Here is a 19028-nt window from a genome sequence, read left to right as displayed (position 1 = left end):
ACATGGGGTCCACTTGGAGTTCGGATGGCCAGTACGACCTGGGAGTGCTGATGGAGACCAAAGACGTAGAGCCAGCAGTGGACGGTGGCGTGTCCCGCCGCTCGGTCCTGAAGTGGAGCGCCGCGGTAGGTGGCGGTGCGGCCCTCGTCGGAACGGGCGTCTACGCCGGAGTGCTGCCTGGGATCGGGAGCGAGAACGCGGTAGCGCTGTCCCCTGCCGCCGAGGACAAGATCGTCTGGTCGTCCTGCAACGTCAACTGCGGATCCCGCTGCCCGCTCCGCATGGTCGTCAAGGACGGTCAGATCACCCGCGTGCTCCCCGACGACACCGGCGACGACGCGATCGGCACGCAGCAGATCCGCGCATGCGTCCGGGGCCGCTCGATCCGGCACCGCATCTACAACCCGGACCGCCTCAAGTCCCCCATGCGCCGTCGACCAGGGACCAAGCGCGGTGCGGGCCAGTGGGACGAGATCACGTGGGAGGAGGCCTTCGACGAGATCGCCGCGACCATGACCCGGCTCATCCGCGACCACGGCAACGAGTCGATCTACCTCAACTACGGGACCGGGACGCTGGGCGGCACCATCACCCGCAGCTGGCCACCGATCGACACGCCGGTGGCGCGCCTCATGAACTGCGTCGGGGGATACCTCAACCACTACGGGGACTACTCCTCAGCGCAGATCGCCGGCGCTGCGGGCTATCACTACGGCGGGTGGATCGGCTCGAACAGCTTCGACGACGTGAAGAACTCCCAGCTGCAGGTCATGTTCGGCAACAACCCGCTCGAGACCCGGATGAGCGGGGGTGGCGAGACCTTCGTGACCCAGCAGACCAAGAAGCTGTACAACGTGCGCACGATCGTCATCGACCCGCGCTACTCCGAGACGGCTCAGGGCATCGGGGACCTGTGGATCGCCCCCAAGCCGGGGACCGATGCCGCACTGGTGGCAGCGATCGCCCATGTGATGATCTCCCAGAACCTGCAGGACCAGGACTTCCTGGATACCTACTGCCAGGGATTCGACGAGGACCACATGCCCGACGGCGTCCCACCGGGCAACTCCTACCGCAGCTACATCATGGGTCTGGGTCCCGACGGGATCGAGAAGACCCCCAAGTGGGCCTCCGCGATCACGGGGGTCCCGACGAGCACGCTGATCCAGCTCGGCCGCGAGATCGGTCAGGCCCGGCCCGTGCACATCACCCAAGGCTGGGGCCCACAGCGACACGCGAACGGTGAGAACCAAGCCCGGGCGATCTTCACGCTCGCGGCGATGACCGGATCGGTGGGCGTCCCCGGAGGTGGGACCGGTGAGCGCGAGGGGTCCTTCGGTCTGCCGATGGCCAACCCCTTCGTGTCGGAGAACCCGGTCGAGACCGCGATCTCCGTCTTCTCGTGGACCGACGCCATCGAGCACGGCCCGGAGATGACGGCGCTGCGCGACGGGGTGCGAGGCAAGGATAAGCTCGACACCGGCATCAAGATGGTCTGGCAGTACGCGGGCAACGCACTGACCAACCAGCACGGCGACATCAACCGCACGGTCGCCCTCCTCGAGGACGACTCGCTGTGCGAGATGATCGTCGTGATCGACAACCAGATGACCGTCTCCGCGCGATACGCAGACATCCTCCTGCCGGACGTCTCCAACGCGGAGCAGCTCGACGTGATTCAGCAGGGCAGCGCGGGCAACATGGGGTACGCGATCGTCGCCGACCAGGCGATCGAACCGCTGTACAACTGCAAGACGATCTACGAGATGATGACCGAGATCGCACGTCGGCTCGGCGTCGAGCGCGAGTTCACCGAGGGCAAGACCCAGGAGGACTGGGTCCGACAGGTGATCGACGAGAGCCGCGCGGAGATCCCCGACCTGCCCTCCTTCGAGGACCTGCGCGAGATGGGCGTCTGGAAGGTCAAGGGCGAGAGCTACATCGGGCTCGCGGACTTCCGCGGCGACCCGGTCGCCAACCCGCTCGGGACCGAGTCGGGGAAGATCGAGATCTTCTCCAAGCCGCTGTGGGAGATCTCCAAGACCTGGGAGCTCCCCGAGGGGGACCGGATCACGGCCCTTCCTGAGCACCTGAGCACCTGGGAGGGCGCCGAGGAGGCTCGCACCAACGACGCGTTCCCGCTCCAGGTGATCGGGCACCACTTCAAGCAGCGCACCCACTCCACCTACGGCAACGTCGACTGGATGAAGGAAGCGCACCCGCAGGTCGTGTGGATCAACCCCATGGATGCTGAGGTCCGTGGCGTGGTCAACGACGACCTGGTCGAGGTGTTCAACGACCGGGGACGGCTCCGGCTTCCCGCCCGGGTCACACCGCGGATCGCACCCGGTGTCCTCTCGGTACCCCAGGGGGCATGGTTCAAGCCCGACGCCGACGGCGTCGACATGGGCGGATCGGTCAACACCCTCACGAGCTGGCATCCTTCGCCCATCGCGAAGGGCAACGCCCAGCACACCACGCTCGCCCAGCTGCGAAAAGCCTGACGGCAAGACGGGATCATGATGGAAAAGCTCGGATTTAGCTTCGACCAGACGCTGTGCAACGGCTGCAAAGCCTGCTCGATCGCCTGCAAGGACAAGCACGACCTGCCCGTCGGCATCACGTGGCGCCGGGTCGCCGAATACGCCGGTGGCACCTGGCAGCAGGACGGCGACACGTTCGTGCCGAACGTGTTCTCCTACTTCACCTCGATGTCCTGCAACCACTGCGAGGACCCGATCTGCGTCAAGGTCTGCCCGACGACCGCCATGCACGTCGGCGAGGACGGGATCGTCTCGATCGACGAGGACAAGTGCGTGGGGTGCCGGTACTGCGAATGGGCCTGCCCCTACTCCGCACCGCAGTTCAACCCGGGCACCGGGCACATGAGCAAGTGCGACATGTGCGCGGACTACCGCGCCGAGGGGGAGGACCCGGCCTGCGTGGCCGCCTGTCCCTCGCGCGCCCTGGGGTGGGGGCCGATCGACGACCTCCGCGCCAAGCACGGCACGCTGGCCGGCGTCGAACCCCTCCCCGACCCCGCTCTGACCCGACCGCGCCTGGTGATCATCCCGCATCGTGACGCGCAGATGACCGGCCACGGTACGGGCGCGATCGTCAACCCTGAGGAGCTGTGAGATGAACGTCCACGAACTTCCCATGATCCTCTTCACGATCCTGGCGCAGATGAGTGTCGGTGCCTTCGTGGTCCTCGGCATCATCCAGATCGTCGCGGCCCGCCGGTTCGGCTCCGCGGCGATCGACAAGGTGACCGACCCCGCGCTGTTCGCGATCGGACCGGTCATGGTCCTCGGGCTGATCGTCTCGATGTTCCACATGAACGACCTGACGAACACGCTCAACGTGCTGCGGCACTTCGACTCCTCCTGGCTGACCCGGGAGATCGTGTTCGGCTCGGCCTTCGCGGGGCTCGGCTTCGTGTTCGCCTTTCTGCAGTGGAAGAAGTGGGGCAGCACCCGCCAGCGCCAGGCGCTCGCCCTCGTCACCGCGGCCGTCGGGCTCATGCTCGTGACGTCGATGTCGATGATCTACTACTCCCTCATCACGGTTCCCGCGTGGCACACCCTCGCCACGCCCGCCCAGTTCTTCACCACGACGTTCCTGCTGGGCGCGCTCGCGGTGGGCGCCGCGCTGATGGGCACCGTCATGTGGCGGATCAAGGTGGCCGCCCGGGCGGGCACCGCCGCGGCCGACACCGAGGGCGTCGTCGACCCGGACTCACGCAAGCTGCTCACGTCGATCCTCAAGGGGATCGGCATCGCGGCCGTGGTCCTGCTGGGCGTGGAGTTCATCATCATCGCCCTGCACATCTCCAACCTTGCCGGTGGCGGAGCCGTCGCCGGGGAGTCCGTCGCGGTCTTCAGCGGCGGCTGGTTCATCGCACGGCTCGTGCTGGTCTTCCTCGGTGCTGGCCTGCTGTCGGTGTTCGTGTACCGCTACGCGAGCAGCTCGAAGATGGCACGCCCGCTCGCGATCTTGGCCACCAGCGCGTTTGCGCTCGTGCTCGCGGGTGAGTTCATCGGACGGTCGCAGTTCTATGGCTCGATGTTCCGGATCGGGATGTGAGCTGACGATGACCCGCGCGACGACCGTCGTCGACCACCTGCTCCAGGACCGGGCCGAGCTCGCCCGGCACCTGGACAGGATGGCCGCGGCGTTCACCACGCTGTCCCGGGTGCTGCTTGTGCCCCCGGCGCCGGAGGTGCTCGACCAGCTGCGCGACGCGGACTTGTTGTCCCAGTGGCCCGCGCTGCCGTCTCCGGAGAGCCGGGACGGGATCAACCAGCTGCTCGAGTCGGCCCAGGCAGGTGAGGACGCCCGCGACGTGCGGCGTGACTTCAACCAGCTGTTTGTGGGCCCCGAGCGGATGACCGCGCCGCCGTACGAGTCGGTGCACCTGTCCGAGGACAAGCTCGTCTTCGAGCAGGAGACGTTCCTGGTGCGGGCCGCCTACGCGGCATTCGGCCTGGCGGCCCCGCGCCTCAACCAGGAGCCTGACGACCACATCGGCCTCGAGATGGGTTTCGTCGCTGAGCTGTGCGTGCGCGGGCTGGACGCGCTCGACGGCGCAGACGAGCTCGAGCTGCGGCGCGTGCTGGCCGGAGTCGCTACGTTCCTGGACGACCACCTTCTGGCGTGGGGGCCGCAGTGCCTGACCCTCGTCATGGGGGAGGCCACGACGTGCTTCTACCGCGGCGTGGGCTCCCTCGGCCTCGGCCTGCTCGACGACGCCGACCGCACGTTCCGGGTCTGAGCAGGGCCAGGCCATGACCGACGCGCTGCAGGGGGTCGCGCGCTGGGTCGCGCGCCAGAGCGAGGGGGTGGCGCTCGAGCTGGTCTGCGTCGAGTGCCCGTCGCCGTCCCGCGGTGATCGCACGCGCACAGTCATTCGGTTGCCTGGCTGCCTCCGCGACGTGCCGGCTCATGAGGTGCTGGAGCTGCTCACCGCGGGAGCGGGAACGGTCCTCGTGCGGCTGGACGGATGCGCCCAGCCGGATGCGGCCGGCCACCTCGCGTCCGCGGCGGCCGTGCTCGCCGCGGCGGGGGTCCCCCGCCTCCAGATCGCCGGGGCACCCGAGGCCGCACCAGACACCGCACCAGACGCTGCGCATGACACCCCGCCCGACGCCAACCCCGCGCCCGACGCCAACCCCGCGCCCGACGACCACCCCCGCGGGCTGCGGGGCCGTCGTCGCGGACCCCGGACCCGCCGCGAGACGACTCGCGACGTCCTCGACGCCACCGCGATGCCCGTGGCCCGGCGTCAGATGCTGGGCCTGGGTGGCGGGCCGGCGCGGGACCTGGCCGACCAGTTCCAGTCTGGTCCCCGGCGTCTCAACGCCGCGATCGCGGCACTGGTCCCGGCCGGTTCCCGCGCCGGGTTGGAGCCGGCCAGCGCCGCCGTCGAGCTGCGCGCGCGGGGCTGCACGGCGTGCGGGGTGTGCGTGCGGGCCTGCCCCACGGACGCCTTGAGCCTGCGCCACTTCGGGGCGCAGCAGCCCGCGCCGAGCAATGGTGCCGCGGCCGGGGAGGTTGCGGCCGGGACGCCGATGGTCACAAGCCTGCTGCAGGACCCGACGTCGTGCGACGGCTGTCAGCTCTGCGTCCAGCTGTGCCCCGAAGACGTGCTCACGGTGGCCGGGGTGTGGGCCTGGGACGGGCTGCTGTCCCGGGTCGACTCACCCGCGGTGGCTGCCGTCGCGTCCCTGACCACAGCCCAGTGCCAGCGGTGCCGGACCCGGTTCCCCACGACCGACGCCGCGCCCCTGTGCCCGGTATGCACGTACCGGCGCCAGAACCCGTTCTCCTCGCGCCTCCCGCCCGGCAGGTGACCTGAGGGTCAGCCGCGAGCGCTGCGACGTCGCCGGCCGCGGTCTTCGCCGAGCACCGCGCGCTGGAAGTCCTTGCCGGTGTCCGCCGACAACAGCCCGAGCATCACCCGTCCGAGCAGGCGCCAGACGCTCGCCTCCGCCTCGAGTGCCAGGCGCCCGCCGAGATCGGGCAGGGCGGGGACGAGCCGGGCAGTGATGAAGTCCTGCTGGCCGACGCGGGAGGCCTTGGCCTCGTCCGAGCGGGCGTCCGTCCACGCCGCGGCCTCCTCCCGGCACAGGTCCGCGAGCTCACGGATGCTCGCGACGAGCCCGGCGTCGCGGGCGACGAGCGCGGCATACCCGGAGCGCAGGTCCGCCAGGTCGGCATCGGCGGTGCGCCGCGAGGCACCGCGGGCGTACACGTCCAGGCTCATCAGCTCGGCCGTCAGGACATGGGCATCCTCGCCCAGCCACCCGGTGCTGTCTCGCCACGTCTGCGCCAGGGCGCCGGACCGGAGCCGGTCCACGAGCGTGGCGTCCGGCGAGGTGAGTACGTCCGCCACGGCGTCCCAGCCGTGGGCGCGGTCCGTCGCGGTCTGGGAGACCTTCGTGAGGAAGCCCGCCGGCAGCGTCACCTCAACCACCGATCGCGCTCATCGGGCGGTCCGGCTGGAGGAACCCCTCGTCGTCGATCCCGTGACCGGCCTGCTTGCCCGCGATGCAGCGGCGCATGAGCGCCGCGACGTCGGCGTCGGAGGCCTCGCCGCGCAGCAGGGGGAGCAGGTCGGACTCGGTGCGGGCGAAGAGGCAGCTGCGGAGCTGGCCGTCGGCGGTCAGCCGCACCCGGTCGCAGGAACCGCAGAACGGCGCGGTCACGGAGGCGATGACGCCGACCGTCGTCGGGCCGCCGTCGACCAGCCAGGTCTCGGCGGGGGACGCGCCGCGCTCGCCCACTGGGGTGAGGGTAAACGCCTCGGAGAGCCGGTCGAGGATCTCCTCGCCGCGGACCATCTCGACCCGGGACCACGTGTGCCCGGCGTCGAGCGGCATCTGCTCGATGAACCGCATCTGGGCACCGCGGTCTGCGGCGAACCGCACCAGGTCGACCAGCTCGTCGTCGTTGACCCCGCGCATGGCGACGGCATTGATCTTCACCGGGTCGAGCCCGGCGGCGCGTGCGGCGTCGATCCCGGCGAGCACGTCGCCGAGCCGATTGCGGCGGGTGAGGGCGAGGAAGCGGTCCGGGCGCAGGGTGTCGAGGCTGACGTTCGCCCGCGCCAGCCCAGCCTCGGCCAGGGGACGGGCGAGCTCGACCAGGCGCAGCCCGTTGGTGGTGATCGACACCTCGAGCGGCCCGTCGGGTCCCTCGATCCGGGCCATCCGGCGCACGACGTCGACCACGTCGCGCCGCAGCAGCGGCTCTCCGCCGGTCAGGCGGACTTCGGTGATACCGAGCCCGGCGGCCACCCGGGCAACCCGCTCGAGCTCGTCGGTCGTGAGGAGGCTGTCCTTGGACAACCACTCGACGCCCTCGGCCGGCATGCAGTAGGTGCAGCGTAGCGAGCAGCGGTCGGTCAGAGAGATCCGCAGGTCGCGGTGCACCCGACCGAAGCGGTCGACCAGCGGCCCGGCACCGTGTTCCGGTTCCGCGGTCTGGGAGGCAGGCGGACCCGCTGCGGGCGCGGGAGCGGAGACGCCCGGCGCAGCGTCCCCACGTACCCCAGGCGTCGGCAGCCAGTGCACACCGGTGCTCACGTCAACCCCACCCAGCCGTGCGTGCCGTCGTCGGTGCTCTGACGCTTCCACACCGGCAGCTCGACCTTGACCGCCTCGACGAGGTCCCGGCAGGCGTCGAAGGCGGCGGCCCGGTGCGCGCTGGACACGCAGGCCACGAGCGCGTAGTCGCCGACCGCGAGCACGCCGACGCGGTGGCTCACGGCCACCCGCACGCCGTCTGCGGCAAACTGAGCGGCGAACCGTGAGGCGATCTCGGTGAGGATCCGCGCCGCGTCGGGATGGGCGCTGTACTCGAGGGAGACCACCTCGCCGGTCGCCTCGTGGTCGTGGTCGCGGACCTGCCCGACGAAGGTCGCGACCGCCCCGGCGTCGGGGCTGGCGACCGCCCGCAGGTGCTCCTCGAGGGACAGTGGCTCCGCGGTGACCTGGGCCAGGAGCGCCATCAGTGGTCCCCGCCGTCGAGCTGGGAGAGCACGTGGTCGACGAGCGGGAGCAGCGCATCGAGCCCCTGGTCGACGGCGGCGAGCGACCCGGGCAGGTTCACCACGAGCGCCCCGCCGTGGGCGCTGTCGACGATCCCGGCCAGCCCCCGGGAGAGCACCGCGGACGCGGTGTGCTCCGCGCCCACCCGGCGCAGCGCCTCGGGAATCCCGGGCAGCTCGCGGGTCAGCAGGGGAGCCGTGCCCTCGGGAGTCTCGTCTCGGGGCCCGACGCCGGTCCCGCCGGTCGTGATCACCACACGCGCGCCGTCGGAGACCGCGGCGGCCAGGGCCGCGCGGACGGGCGCTGCGCCGTCGGGCACGATCGCGGTCGTGACGGCATAGCCGGCGTCGGTCAGGCGCTGGGCGGCCAGCGGGCCCGAGGTGTCGGCCCGGGTGCCGGCGGCGCTGCGATCGGAGACGGTGATCACGGTGGCGCGGTGGCGCGGGGAGCTTCGATCCGGCTGCATCAGTCCAGCCTAGACCAGCGACATTCTTTTCTTCTGGGACCTGTCGTGAATAATGGGGGCCATGGCCGCACCGCGCACCGAGACGTTCCGGACGCTCGCTTCGCCCAGCCGGGTGGAACTGCTCCATCTGCTCCAGGAGCGGGACCGGCGCACGCTCGCCGAGCTCGTCGAGGCGACCGGACTGCACCCCAACACCGTCCGCGAGCACCTCCAGCGCCTCACCCGCGGCGGCTACGTCACCTCGATCGTCGAGACGCGCACGACCCGCGGGCGCCCGCGCACCCTCTACAGCGCGGCGACCGGCGCGGATGTCGAGACGAACGACGACGTTGCGCGCAAGGTCGCCTCGGCCACCGAGCGCGGGGACCTGCTGCGCCGATACCTGGAGTCCACGGTCCCGACGCCCACCGCCCGCTTGCCCGAGGGTGCCCTGCGCCAGATCGACGCCCTCGACGACCACCTCGACCAGAGCGGCTTCAACGCCTGCATCGACGAGGCGGCGCTCCGGGTGGACATCACAGACTGCCCCTACCAGGACATGGTCGCCGAGTCCCACGGCATGGTCTGCGTGGTCCATCTCGGGCTCGTGCGCACCGTCCTGTCCCAGGCTGGCGGGCCCGTTACAGCGCGTGCGCTCCTCCCGTTCTCCGGTCCGGGGTGCTGCACCCTGAGCCTGGAGTGCGGCCGCCGCGAGAGCTGACCCGCGAGATCTCACCTGAGAGATCTCACCCGTGAGGACGATTATTCACGGCGAAGTCCCGTTGCAGGGTCTAAGGTCCCGGGCCAGACTCGGTGACATGTGCGGCGCTGACCTTGGCGTCCGCTCCTGACATCGAGGACGCACCAATGACGACTGCGAAGACCCTCCTCTCCCCAGACCTGTCCAACTGGGACCCGGAGAACGAGGAGACCTGGGACTCCAAGCTGGCCTGGCGCACGCTGTGGATCAGCACCTACTCCATGATGCTGGGCTTCGCGACCTGGTACCTGGTCAGCGCGATCGCCCCCCAGCTGAACTCGATCGGGTACTCCCTGACCACCGGGCAGCTGTACTGGCTGGTCGCCATCCCCGGCCTCGCAGCGGGCCTCTTCCGGATGGCCTTCATGTTCCTGCCGCCGATCCTGGGCACCCGCAACCTCGTCGCGGTGAGCTCGGCCCTGCTGCTGCTGCCGATGCTCGGCTGGACGATCGTCGTCCGGGACACCAGCACCCCCTACGGGGTCCTCCTCGCCCTGGCCTTCGCCGCCGGGATCGGCGGCGGGACGTTCTCCGGATTCATGCCGTCCACGAGCTACTTCTTCCCCAAGCGCCTCGCTGGCACGGCCCTGGGCCTGCAGGCAGGCCTGGGGAACTTCGGCATCTCCCTGGTCCAGGTGCTCACCCCGTGGGTCGTCGGCTTCGGCCTGCTCGGCACCGCGACCCTCACCCCGCAGAGCACCACGGACGGCTCCCTGATCTGGCTGCACAACGGTGGTCTTGTGCTCATCCCGTGGGTGGTCCTCGCCATCATCCTCGCGCTCGTGTTCCTGCGCCGGGTGCCGGTGAAGGCGAACTTCCGCGAGCAGATGGACATCTTCCGGCTCAAGCACACCTGGATCATGACGGCCATCTACCTCATGTCCTTCGGTGCGTACAGTGGCCTCGCGGCGCAGATGGGCCTGCTCATCAAGAACCTCTACGGCGGTTTCGACGGCGCTCCAAACCCGCTCGCCTTCGCCTTCATCGGACCGGCCCTGGGCGCGTTGGTCCGGGCGGGATCGGGTCCGCTGTGCGATCGCTTCGGCGGCGCGATCTTCACCTTCATCGGCGGCGTGGGCATGACGATCGGCACGATCGTGACGCTCTTCTTCCTCACCCCCTCGAGCGTGGGGGAGTTCTGGGGCTTCCTCACCGGGATGCTCATCATCTTCTTCTTCGCGGGCTTCGCCAACGCCGGCACCTTCAAGCAGATGCCGATGATCTTCCCCAAGCGCCAGGCCGGCGGGGCGATCGGCTGGACGTCGGCGATCGCGGCCTTCGGCCCCTTCCTCGTCGGTATGGCGCTCTCGGTCATCAGCCCGACGGCGTTCTTCATCCAGTGCGCGCTGTGGTGCGCCTTCGGCACGTGGCTGGCCTGGCACTACTACACCCGCCCGGGCGCGGAAGCGCCCAGCTGACGCCCGACGGCGCTGCTCGCCCAGCGTCGTCGGCTCCCCCGATCACCCCGATCACTCTGCTCACCCCGCGATCAAGCCCCCACGATCAAGGAGCACCATGACCACCGAGACACAGCCAGCCGCGACCCCGCAGGCCGCGACCGACGGCCCGGTCGCCGACTCGCTCATGAAGCTCGGCCGCTTCCTGCGCCGCGGGAAGGTCTCGGAGGACCTGCGGTCCCTGTTCCTCGAGGGAGGCCGCTCCGGGGACTCCTTCTACCGGGACCGCTGGTCCCACGACAAGGTGGTCCGCTCCACGCACGGGGTCAACTGCACGGGGTCCTGCTCGTGGAAGGTGTACGTCAAGGACGGCATCATCACGTGGGAGACCCAGCAGACCGACTACCCGAGCGTCGGCCCGGACAGCCCCGAGTATGAGCCGCGCGGCTGCCCGCGCGGGGCGGCGTTCAGCTGGTACACCTACTCACCCACCCGGGTGCGCTACCCCTACGTGCGCGGAGTCTTGCTCACGCTCTACCGCGAGGCGAGGGCGCGCCTGGGTGACCCGGTGCTCGCCTGGGCGGACGTGACCGGCAACCCCGAGTCGGCGCGGGCCTACAAGAAGGCCCGCGGCAAGGGCGGCCTGGTCCGGGCCACGTGGGAGGAGGCCGCGGAGATCGTGGCCGCCGCGCACGTGCACACGATCAAGGCCTACGGCCCCGACCGGGTCGCCGGGTTCTCCCCGATCCCGGCCATGTCGATGGTCTCCCACGGCGCCGGCGCCCGGTTCATCAACATGCTCGGCGGGACGATGCTCTCGTTCTACGACTGGTATGCCGATCTCCCCGTCGCCAGCCCGCAGGTGTTCGGCGACCAGACCGACGTGCCCGAGTCCGCCGACTGGTGGAATTCCTCCTACCTCATGATGTGGGGCTCCAACGTCCCGGTCACCCGTACCCCCGACGCCCACTTCATGGTCGAGGCCCGCTACCGCGGCCAGAAGGTCATCACCGTCTCGCCCGACTACGCGGACAACACGAAGTTCGCCGACGAGTGGCTCGCCCCGCACCCGGGGACCGACGGCGCCCTGGCGATGGCCATGGGGCACGTCATCCTCAAGGAGTTCTACGTCGACCGGCGCACGCCGCGCTTCGAGAGCTACATGAAGTCCTACGCGGACGCGCCCTACCTCATCTCCCTCGAGCAGCGCGGGGACGCCTGGGTGCCCGGCAAGTTCCTCACCGCGGCCGACCTCACCGATGTCGAGCTCGCCGAGACCGGCCCGGCCGGCGCCGACTCGACCGAGGCGAATCCCGCCTTCAAGACCGTCCTGCTCGACGCCTCCGGCGTCCCGCGCGTGCCCAACGGCTCCCTGGGCCACCGCTTCGGCCCGGCGGACGAGGGCCGCTGGAACCTCGACCTGGGTGACATCGACCCGGTCCTGTCCATCTCCGACGGCCCCACCTGGGACGGGGAGGCCGTCGCGGTCGACCTGCCGCGCTTCGACGTGATGCCCGAGGCGGGCGAGGAGCAGACCGGGGGGACCGGCGTCGTGCGTCGCGGGGTGCCGGTCGCGCGCGTCGCCGGACGCGTCGTGACCACCGTCTTCGACCTGCTGCTCGCCCAGTACGGGGTGGGTCGCCCGGGCCTGCCCGGGCAGTGGCCCACCGGATACGACGACGCCACCTCCCCCGGCACGCCCGCCTGGCAGGAGGAGATCACCTCCGTCCCCGCCGAGAAGGCCGAGCGGATCGGGCGCGAGTTCGCCGAGAACGCCGAGCAGTCCGGCGGCCGGTCGATGATCCTCATGGGCGCCGGGACCAACCACTGGTTCCACTCCGACACCATCTACCGCACCTTCCTCGCGCTGACCACGATGACCGGCTGCCAGGGTGTCAACGGCGGCGGCTGGGCGCACTACGTGGGCCAGGAGAAGGTCCGCCCGCTCACCGGCTACAACCAGTACGCGGGCGGCGCCGACTGGGTGCGCCCCAGCCGGTCGATGATCGGCACGGCCTTCTGGTACCTGGCCACCGACCAGTGGCGCTACGACGGGCTGCCCGCCGACCAGCTCGCCTCCCCGCTGGCCAAGGGCATGTTCTCCGACCGGACGACGGCGGACTGCCTCGTGGAGTCGGCCAAGCGAGGCTGGATGCCCAGCTACCCGACCTTCGACCGCAACCCCCTCGACCTGGTCGACGACGCCGAGGCGGCCGGAAAGGAGCCCGCCCAGTACGTCATCGACTCCCTCCAGGACGGCTCGCTGCGGTACGCCTGCGAGGACCCCGACGCCCCCGAGAACTTCCCCCGCGTGCTTAACGTGTGGCGGGCCAACATCCTGGGGTCCTCGGGCAAGGGCAACGAGTACTTCCTCAAGCACCTGCTCGGAACCGACTCCTCCGTGCGCGCCCCGCAGTGCGAGGGGGACCGCCGTCCCCGCACCATGGACTGGCGTGAGGACGCCCCCGAGGGCAAGCTCGACCTGCTCGTGACGACCGACTTCCGGATGACGAGCACCACGCTGTTCTCCGACGTGGTGCTCCCCGCGGCCACCTGGTACGAGAAGCACGACCTGTCCTCCACGGACATGCACCCCTTTGTGCACTCCTTCAACCCGGCGATCAAGCCGCCGTGGCAGACCAAGACCGACTTCGACCTCTTCCACGTCATCGCGAAGAAGGTCTCCGAGATGTCCGTGGAGCACCTCGGCGTGCGCAAGGACCTCGTCGCGGCCCCGCTGCTGCACGACACCCCCGACGCGATGGCGACCCCGCACGGCACGGTCGAGAACGATCTGCCGCTCGTACCGGGCGTGACCATGCCCAAGCTCATCGTCGTCGAGCGGGACTATCCGGCGCTCGCGGCCCGGATGGCCGCGCTCGGCCCGCTGACCACGAAGCTCGGGATGACGACGAAGGGCATCACCTTCGACCCGACCCCCGAGGTCGCCAAGCTCGCCCAGGTCAACGGCACGGTCGCGGCCGGCCCGACGGCAGGGCTGCCGCGTCTGGACACCGACGTCAAGGTCTGCGAGATGATCCTCGCGCTGTCCGGGACCACGAACGGACGGCTCTCGGTCCAGGGCTTCCGGGCCCTGGAGAAGCGCACCGGCCAGGAGATCGCGAGCCTGGCCACCGATCACGAGGGGACCCGGATCACCTTCCCGGACGTCCAGGCGCGGCCGGTCTCGGTCATCACCTCCCCGGAGTGGTCCGGCTCCGAGCACGGCGGCCGGCGCTACACGGCGTTCACGATCAACGTCGAGCACCTCAAGCCGTGGCACACCCTGACCGGGCGGATGCACTTCTTCCTCGACCACGACTGGATGAGCGAGCTCGGGGAGAACCTGCCGGTCTACCGGCCCCCGCTCGACATGCATCGGCTGTTCGGGGACTCCAAGGTCGGGTCGATGGAACCGACCGGCGCGCCCGGGTCCGAGGGCCATGCTGAGGTCGCGGTGCGCTACCTCACCCCGCACTCGAAGTGGTCCATCCACTCCGAGTACCAGGACAACCTCTTCATGTTGTCTTTGTCTAGAGGGGGGCCGACGATCTGGATGAGCCCTCAGGACGCGGACAAGATCGGCGTCCGGGACAACGAGTGGATCGAGTCCTACAACCGCAACGGCGTCGTGGTGGCCCGGTCGATCGTCTCGCACCGGATGCCCGAGGGCACGGTGTACATGTACCACGCCAAGGACCGCACGGTCGATGTGCCCCGCACCGAGACCTCCGGGCGACGCGGCGGGATCCACAACTCTCTCACCCGGGTGCTGCTCAAGCCGAGCCACCTCATCGGCGGATACGCCCAGCTGGCGTTCGCCTTCAACTACCTCGGCCCGACCGGGAACCAACGAGACGAAGTCACCGTGATCCGTCGCCGCAGCCAGGAGGTCGAGTACTGATGAAGGTCATGGCTCAGATGTCGATGATCATGAATCTCGACAAGTGCATCGGGTGCCACACGTGCTCGGTGACCTGCAAGCAGGCGTGGACCAACCGCACCGGCGTGGAGTACGTCTGGTTCAACAACGTCGAGACCCGCCCCGGTGTGGGGTATCCGCGCGGCTACGAGGACCAGGACAAGTGGGGCGGGGGCTGGGTGCGCAACAGGCGCGGCCGGCTCAAGCTGCGTAGCGGCGGCCGCTTCGCCAAGCTCGCGACCATCTTCTCCAACCCCAAGCTGCCCGAGATCCACGACTACTACGAGCCGTGGACCTACGACTACGACATGCTGCTCAACGCCCCGGCGGGGGAGCACACCCCGGTCGCCCGGCCCAAGAGCCTGCTGACCGGCAAGGACATGAAGATCGGTTGGTCGGCCAACTGGGACGACAACCTGGGCGGCTCCCCGGAGACCATCCAGGACGACCCGATCCTGCAGCACATGAGCGAGCACGTGGCCATGGAGTTCGAGAAGACCTTCATGTTCTACCTGCCGCGCATCTGCGAGCACTGCCTCAACCCCTCCTGCGTGGCGTCCTGCCCGTCGGGGGCGATGTACAAGCGGGCCGAGGACGGCATCGTGCTCGTGGACCAGGACGCCTGCCGCGGCTGGCGGATGTGCGTCTCGGGCTGCCCGTACAAGAAGGTCTACTTCAACCACAAGACCGGCAAGGCCGAGAAGTGCACCATGTGCTACCCGCGTCTGGAGGTCGGCCTGCCGACCGTGTGCTCGGAGACGTGCGTGGGCCGCCTGCGCTACCTCGGCCTCGTGCTCTACGACGCCGACCAGGTCGCCAAGGCGGCGGCCGTCGAGGACGAGAAGGACCTGCTGGAGTCCCAGCGCAAGGTCTTCCTCGACCCCCACGACCCGGCCGTGATCGAGGGCGCCCGCGCCGAGGGCATCCCCGAGGACTGGATCGACGCCGCCCAGAAGAGCCCCATCTGGAAGCTCATCCAGGAGTACAAGGTCGCTCTGCCGCTGCACCCGGAGTACCGCACCATGCCCATGGTCTGGTACATCCCGCCGCTCTCGCCCGTCGTCGACGTCGTGGCGAACTCCGGCAACGACGGCGAGGACGCACGGACCCTGTTTGCCGCGATCGACAAGCTGCGCATCCCCATCGAGTACCTCGCGGGGCTGTTCACGGCCGGTGACGTGGCCCCCGTCGATGCCGTGCTGCGCCGCCTCGCGGCGATGCGCTCGTACATGCGTGGCATCAACCTCCGCGGCGACGAGGGCCGGGACGAGTCCATCGCCGCGGCGGTCGGCATGACCGGAACCGAGATCGAGGAGATGTACCGGCTGCTGGCCATCGCCAAGTACGAGGACCGCTACGTCATCCCGTCGGCGCATGCCGAGCAGGCGGCCGAGCTCGAGGAGCTCGCCTGCTCCCTCGACTACGAGGATGGTCCGGGCATGGGCGGGGCGGGGCCCTTCGGCTCCTCGAGCGGCCCCGCGGTCCCGGTCGCAGTCGAGAACTTCCACGTGCTCCAGGACCGCCAGACGGCCGACCGCCCGTCCACCCCGGGCCGGGTCAACCTGCTCAACTGGGACGGCAACGGCACGGCCGGCGGCCTGTTCCCACCGAGGTCCGCCCGCCAGAAGAAGAACGACCCGACGACGCCCGATTCTGCCGAGGAGGAGTGATGGCCCTGCGACCACCCCCGCACATCAAGCTGTCGGTGATGCCCGAGCCGACCCCGGCGATCGCCATGACGAGGGACCAGCGCGCGCTGACCCACATGGCGACGTCGTTGCTGCTCGACTACCCCGACGGGAGCTTCCACACCCGCACCCAGCAGGTCGCCGCAGCCATCACCACCCTGCCCGACGCCGTCCGCCGGGTACTGGAGACCTTCCTCGCCACCGCGATGGCGGCGGATGCGCAGGACTTCGAAAAGGCCTACGTGGGAACCTTCGACCTCAAGCGCAAGTGCTGCCTGTACCTGAGCTACTACGCCGCCGGCGACACCCGCCGGCGCGGTCAGGCCCTGGTGACCTTCATGGAGGCCTACCGGGCAGCCGGGTGGGAGTTCGACGCCGAGGAGCTGCCCGACTACCTCCCCGCGGTCCTGGAGTTCTCCGCGGTGAGCGAGTCGCCCATAGCGGAGCAGCTGCTCGCCGCGCACCGCGAGGGCATCGAGGTGCTGCGCGCGGCCCTGCTCGCGGTGTCCAGCCCCTACGCGGGGGTCATCGAGGCCGTCTGCATGTCGCTGCCGGAGATCGACGACGCGACCCGCGACCGCTACCTGGCCCTGGTCAACGAGGGCCCGCCGACCGAGACGGTCGGGCTGACCTTCCTGGGCGACCTTCAACCCTTCTCCGCCGGCGGAGCCGCACCCGAGGAGGCACGGCGATGACGGCGTCGGCGGTGGGGGCGTTGGCTGTGCTGTCAGAGGCGGGCTCGCAGTCGGTCAGCGCGCTCAGCGCGCTGCTCTGGGTGGCGCTGCCCTACGTGGCGGCGGCGGTCTTCGTCGTCGGGCACCTGTGGCGGTACCGCTACGACAAGTTCGGCTGGACCACCCGCTCGAGCCAGGTCTATGAGAACCGGCTGCTGCGGCTCGGCTCGCCGATGTTCCACGTCGGCATGCTCATGGTGATCGGTGGGCACGTCGTCGGGCTGCTCGTCCCACGGGGCTGGCTGTACGCGATCGGCATCAACGAGCACGCCTACCACCTGGGGGCGACGTGGCTCGGGTCCTTCGCGGCGGTCCTCACCCTCGCCGGGCTGGTCATCCTCATCTACCGGCGCCGCACCGTGGGTCCGGTGTTCCTGGCGACGACGACCATGGACAAGGTCATGTATGTCGCACTCGGAGCCACCCTCGCCTTCGGGACCGCGGCGACGTTCATGCTGCAGGTGTTCGGGTCGGGGTATGAGTACCGCGGCACGATCTCGCCGTGGGTGCGCAGCCTGATCTCGCTGCAGCCCGAGCCCGCGCTCATGGCCGGGGTGCCGCTCATGTTCCAGCTGCACGTGCTGTGCGCGACGGCACTGTTCATCCTGTGGCCCTTCACCCGGCTGGTGCACGCGTTCTCCGCCCCGGTCGGCTACCTCGTGCGGCCCTACATCGTGTACCGCTCGCGCGACGACCGCACCGGCTCCCGCAAGAAGCGCCGCGGCTGGGAAGAGATCAAGCAACCCGACCCAGACAAGCTCCGCCGCCTCTGACCCCGCCCCCCCGCCCGCCCCCGCCTGCCCGCCCCCCGCCCGCCCGCCCGCCCCTGACCCTGAACCCCCCACCTCATTTCGATAGGTGTCCGATTTTCGCCCTGTCTGACTCGAGAATGGGGCGGAGATCGGACACCTATCGAGGTTGGGTCGAGGTTGGAGCGGGCGGGCCGGCCGGCGAAGTTGGCGAGGCTCAGTCGAGCTTCTTCTGCCAGAGGCCGACCACGCCGGTGGGGCGGAACCCGAGGGCGACGTTGATCGCGAGCATGTGCTCGTTCTCCTCCGCGTTCCAGGTGTGGATGCGACGGGTGCCGGGCCGTAGCCGCAGGAGCGAATTCAGGTTCGCCGTCTTGAGGAGCATGCCGAGACGGTGCCCGCGGTGGCCGGTGAGCACGAGGGTGTCGTCCTGGAACGTCATCTCGGGGTAGTCGACGGCCACGACGATCTCCGTGTACGCCACGAGCTCTCCCGTGGCCACGTGCTCGGCCGCGCACAGGACGTAGCCGCGGCCGGTCTCGGCGAGCGTGCGCTCGTGGTCGCGGACCCGGGCGGCGTCCCACGGGTCCTCGACGACGTCGAGCCCGGCGACGGGGATCGCGGTGGACATGCGGGTGGCGAGGGCCGCGTACTGGTCGACGAGCTCGTCGGGGCAGCGGTCGGTCCACGTGAGGATCCGGTAGGCGTCCCCGGCCGCGGCGGCAGCCTCGGCGTGCAGGCGGTCGACGAGTTCGGGATCCTCGAGCGGCAGGTGCAGGATCGAGTACCGCTCGCCCTGCTCGAGCGTGTAGCCGTGGCTCAGAGCGAATATCGCGGCCGGGTCGTCGGGGCTGATCCGGCCGCTCCCCGTGGGCGGGACGAGCGCGCGCGGATCGTCCGCGGACACCTCCCGGTTGTGGGCGCTGTCGAGGATGACGGTCGTGCGGCCGCGTTCGGCAGCCGCCTCCTCGGCGGCGACCAGCAGCGCTGAGCCGATGCCCTGACGCCGGTACGCGGGGTCGACGGACACGCTCACTGCGGCCAGGTGCGTGTTGCCCGCGCGGTCGAGATTGACCTGCACGACGCCGCGCACGGCGTCGGCGTCCGGCTGGGCCGGGGCGGGGCTCACGGTCGCGACCATGGGAACCCGCGTGGTGTGGGCCTGGTTGCGGAGCACCCCGAGGAGCATGTCGGCCGGGTATGCGAGATCGGCATGGCCCCAGGTGAGGCGCTCGATCTCGGTGGACAGGCGGCTGGCGCCACGCACCGCCCAGGCGTCGGG

General features: G+C 70.1%; 16 protein-coding genes. 11 read left to right on the top strand and 5 right to left on the bottom strand.

The window, feature by feature from the left end:
* Positions 1-50 precede the first annotated feature (50 nt).
* Genes BLQ50_RS00390 through BLQ50_RS00370 form a run of 5 tightly spaced genes read left to right on the top strand, consistent with a single transcriptional unit; the run spans position 51 to position 5852 of the window.
* Positions 51-2504: a DMSO/selenate family reductase complex A subunit gene (locus tag BLQ50_RS00390; protein WP_093181566.1), complete on the top strand. Its 2454-nt coding sequence runs from the start codon at positions 51-53 to the stop codon at positions 2502-2504.
* 15 nt (positions 2505-2519) lie between these two features.
* Positions 2520-3137 (top strand): DMSO/selenate family reductase complex B subunit, encoded by a 618-nt coding sequence (locus BLQ50_RS00385; protein ID WP_217629058.1) that lies wholly within the window; start codon positions 2520-2522, stop codon positions 3135-3137.
* 1 nt (position 3138) lies between these two features.
* Positions 3139-4086: a dimethyl sulfoxide reductase anchor subunit family protein gene (locus tag BLQ50_RS00380; protein WP_093180368.1), complete on the top strand. Its 948-nt coding sequence runs from the start codon at positions 3139-3141 to the stop codon at positions 4084-4086.
* A 7-nt stretch (positions 4087-4093) separates the two neighbouring features.
* Positions 4094-4774 carry a TorD/DmsD family molecular chaperone gene (locus BLQ50_RS00375; RefSeq protein WP_139185639.1) on the top strand — a complete coding sequence of 227 codons (681 nt, stop codon included), beginning with the start codon at positions 4094-4096 and terminating at the stop codon, positions 4772-4774.
* A gap of 13 nt (positions 4775-4787) precedes the next feature.
* Positions 4788-5852, top strand: a complete 1065-nt coding sequence (locus BLQ50_RS00370) for an ATP-binding protein (RefSeq protein WP_093180364.1) — start codon at positions 4788-4790, stop codon at positions 5850-5852.
* A gap of 8 nt (positions 5853-5860) precedes the next feature.
* Here the strand turns inward: BLQ50_RS00370 and BLQ50_RS00365 are convergent, their stop codons facing one another.
* From BLQ50_RS00365 to BLQ50_RS00350, 4 genes are read right to left on the bottom strand one after another with little or no spacing between them, the layout of a single operon-like run.
* On the bottom strand, positions 5861-6475 hold the full coding sequence (locus BLQ50_RS00365; RefSeq protein WP_093180362.1) for a hypothetical protein: 615 nt from the start codon (positions 6473-6475) through the stop codon (positions 5861-5863).
* Positions 6468-7586 carry a GTP 3',8-cyclase MoaA gene (gene moaA / locus BLQ50_RS00360; RefSeq protein ID WP_425424070.1) on the bottom strand — a complete coding sequence of 373 codons (1119 nt, stop codon included), beginning with the start codon at positions 7584-7586 and terminating at the stop codon, positions 6468-6470. The genes BLQ50_RS00365 and moaA overlap by 8 nt, the downstream gene beginning before the upstream one ends.
* A complete protein-coding gene (locus tag BLQ50_RS00355; RefSeq protein WP_093180360.1) occupies positions 7583-8011 on the bottom strand; it encodes a molybdenum cofactor biosynthesis protein MoaE in 429 nt (142 codons plus the stop codon). The genes moaA and BLQ50_RS00355 overlap by 4 nt, the downstream gene beginning before the upstream one ends.
* Entirely contained in the window at positions 8011-8517 is a 507-nt protein-coding gene (locus BLQ50_RS00350) for a MogA/MoaB family molybdenum cofactor biosynthesis protein (RefSeq protein ID WP_093180358.1), read from the bottom strand. Before BLQ50_RS00350 ends, BLQ50_RS00355 begins: the two co-directional genes overlap by 1 nt.
* A gap of 61 nt (positions 8518-8578) precedes the next feature.
* On the opposite strand from BLQ50_RS00350, the gene BLQ50_RS00345 reads away from it, so the two are divergent.
* The 6 genes from BLQ50_RS00345 to narI all read left to right on the top strand — a co-directional run bounded on the left by BLQ50_RS00345 (position 8579) and on the right by narI (position 17770).
* Positions 8579-9217 (top strand): helix-turn-helix domain-containing protein, encoded by a 639-nt coding sequence (locus BLQ50_RS00345; RefSeq protein WP_175558954.1) that lies wholly within the window; start codon positions 8579-8581, stop codon positions 9215-9217.
* Between the two features lie 146 nt (positions 9218-9363).
* Complete coding sequence (locus BLQ50_RS00340; RefSeq protein ID WP_093180355.1) at positions 9364-10674, top strand: MFS transporter; 1311 nt, start codon at positions 9364-9366, stop codon at positions 10672-10674.
* 97 nt (positions 10675-10771) lie between these two features.
* Positions 10772-14557, top strand: a complete 3786-nt coding sequence (locus BLQ50_RS00335; RefSeq protein WP_093180353.1) for a nitrate reductase subunit alpha — start codon at positions 10772-10774, stop codon at positions 14555-14557.
* Positions 14557-16245 carry a nitrate reductase subunit beta gene (narH, locus tag BLQ50_RS00330; RefSeq protein WP_093180352.1) on the top strand — a complete coding sequence of 563 codons (1689 nt, stop codon included), beginning with the start codon at positions 14557-14559 and terminating at the stop codon, positions 16243-16245. Before BLQ50_RS00335 ends, narH begins: the two co-directional genes overlap by 1 nt.
* Positions 16245-16958: a nitrate reductase molybdenum cofactor assembly chaperone gene (gene narJ, locus BLQ50_RS00325; protein WP_093180350.1), complete on the top strand. Its 714-nt coding sequence runs from the start codon at positions 16245-16247 to the stop codon at positions 16956-16958. The genes narH and narJ overlap by 1 nt, the downstream gene beginning before the upstream one ends.
* The gene (narI, locus tag BLQ50_RS00320; protein WP_093180349.1) at positions 16955-17770 is read left to right on the top strand and encodes a respiratory nitrate reductase subunit gamma; all 816 of its coding nucleotides are present in this window, start codon (positions 16955-16957) and stop codon (positions 17768-17770) included. The genes narJ and narI overlap by 4 nt, the downstream gene beginning before the upstream one ends.
* Positions 17771-17963: 193 nt before the next feature.
* Here the strand turns inward: narI and BLQ50_RS00315 are convergent, their stop codons facing one another.
* Complete coding sequence (locus BLQ50_RS00315; protein WP_245700803.1) at positions 17964-19013, bottom strand: GNAT family N-acetyltransferase; 1050 nt, start codon at positions 19011-19013, stop codon at positions 17964-17966.
* Between the last annotated feature and the right edge of the window lie 15 nt (positions 19014-19028).

The sequence above is a fragment of the Sanguibacter gelidistatuariae genome, from assembly GCF_900096585.1.
Taxonomy (GTDB): Bacteria; Actinomycetota; Actinomycetes; order Actinomycetales; family Cellulomonadaceae; genus Sanguibacter; species Sanguibacter gelidistatuariae.
The sequence above is the reverse complement of the archived record's forward strand: the minus strand, read 5'-3'. Positions and strand labels throughout refer to the sequence as shown.

Excerpts from the sequence above, each read along its gene's own strand:
- narI (WP_093180349.1), top strand. The coding sequence starts at position 16,955 with ATGACGGCGTCGGCGGTGGGGGCGTTGGCTGTGCTGTCAGAGGCGGGC.
- BLQ50_RS00355 (WP_093180360.1), bottom strand. The coding sequence starts at position 8,011 with ATGGCGCTCCTGGCCCAGGTCACCGCGGAGCCACTGTCCCTCGAGGAG.
- BLQ50_RS00340 (WP_093180355.1), top strand. The coding sequence starts at position 9,364 with ATGACGACTGCGAAGACCCTCCTCTCCCCAGACCTGTCCAACTGGGAC.
- BLQ50_RS00350 (WP_093180358.1), bottom strand. The coding sequence starts at position 8,517 with ATGCAGCCGGATCGAAGCTCCCCGCGCCACCGCGCCACCGTGATCACC.
- BLQ50_RS00380 (WP_093180368.1), top strand. The coding sequence starts at position 3,139 with ATGAACGTCCACGAACTTCCCATGATCCTCTTCACGATCCTGGCGCAG.
- BLQ50_RS00390 (WP_093181566.1), top strand. The coding sequence starts at position 51 with ATGGAGACCAAAGACGTAGAGCCAGCAGTGGACGGTGGCGTGTCCCGC.
- BLQ50_RS00345 (WP_175558954.1), top strand. The coding sequence starts at position 8,579 with ATGGCCGCACCGCGCACCGAGACGTTCCGGACGCTCGCTTCGCCCAGC.
- BLQ50_RS00335 (WP_093180353.1), top strand. The coding sequence starts at position 10,772 with ATGACCACCGAGACACAGCCAGCCGCGACCCCGCAGGCCGCGACCGAC.
- BLQ50_RS00385 (WP_217629058.1), top strand. The coding sequence starts at position 2,520 with ATGATGGAAAAGCTCGGATTTAGCTTCGACCAGACGCTGTGCAACGGC.
- narJ (WP_093180350.1), top strand. The coding sequence starts at position 16,245 with ATGGCCCTGCGACCACCCCCGCACATCAAGCTGTCGGTGATGCCCGAG.
- BLQ50_RS00370 (WP_093180364.1), top strand. The coding sequence starts at position 4,788 with ATGACCGACGCGCTGCAGGGGGTCGCGCGCTGGGTCGCGCGCCAGAGC.
- BLQ50_RS00375 (WP_139185639.1), top strand. The coding sequence starts at position 4,094 with ATGACCCGCGCGACGACCGTCGTCGACCACCTGCTCCAGGACCGGGCC.
- narH (WP_093180352.1), top strand. The coding sequence starts at position 14,557 with ATGAAGGTCATGGCTCAGATGTCGATGATCATGAATCTCGACAAGTGC.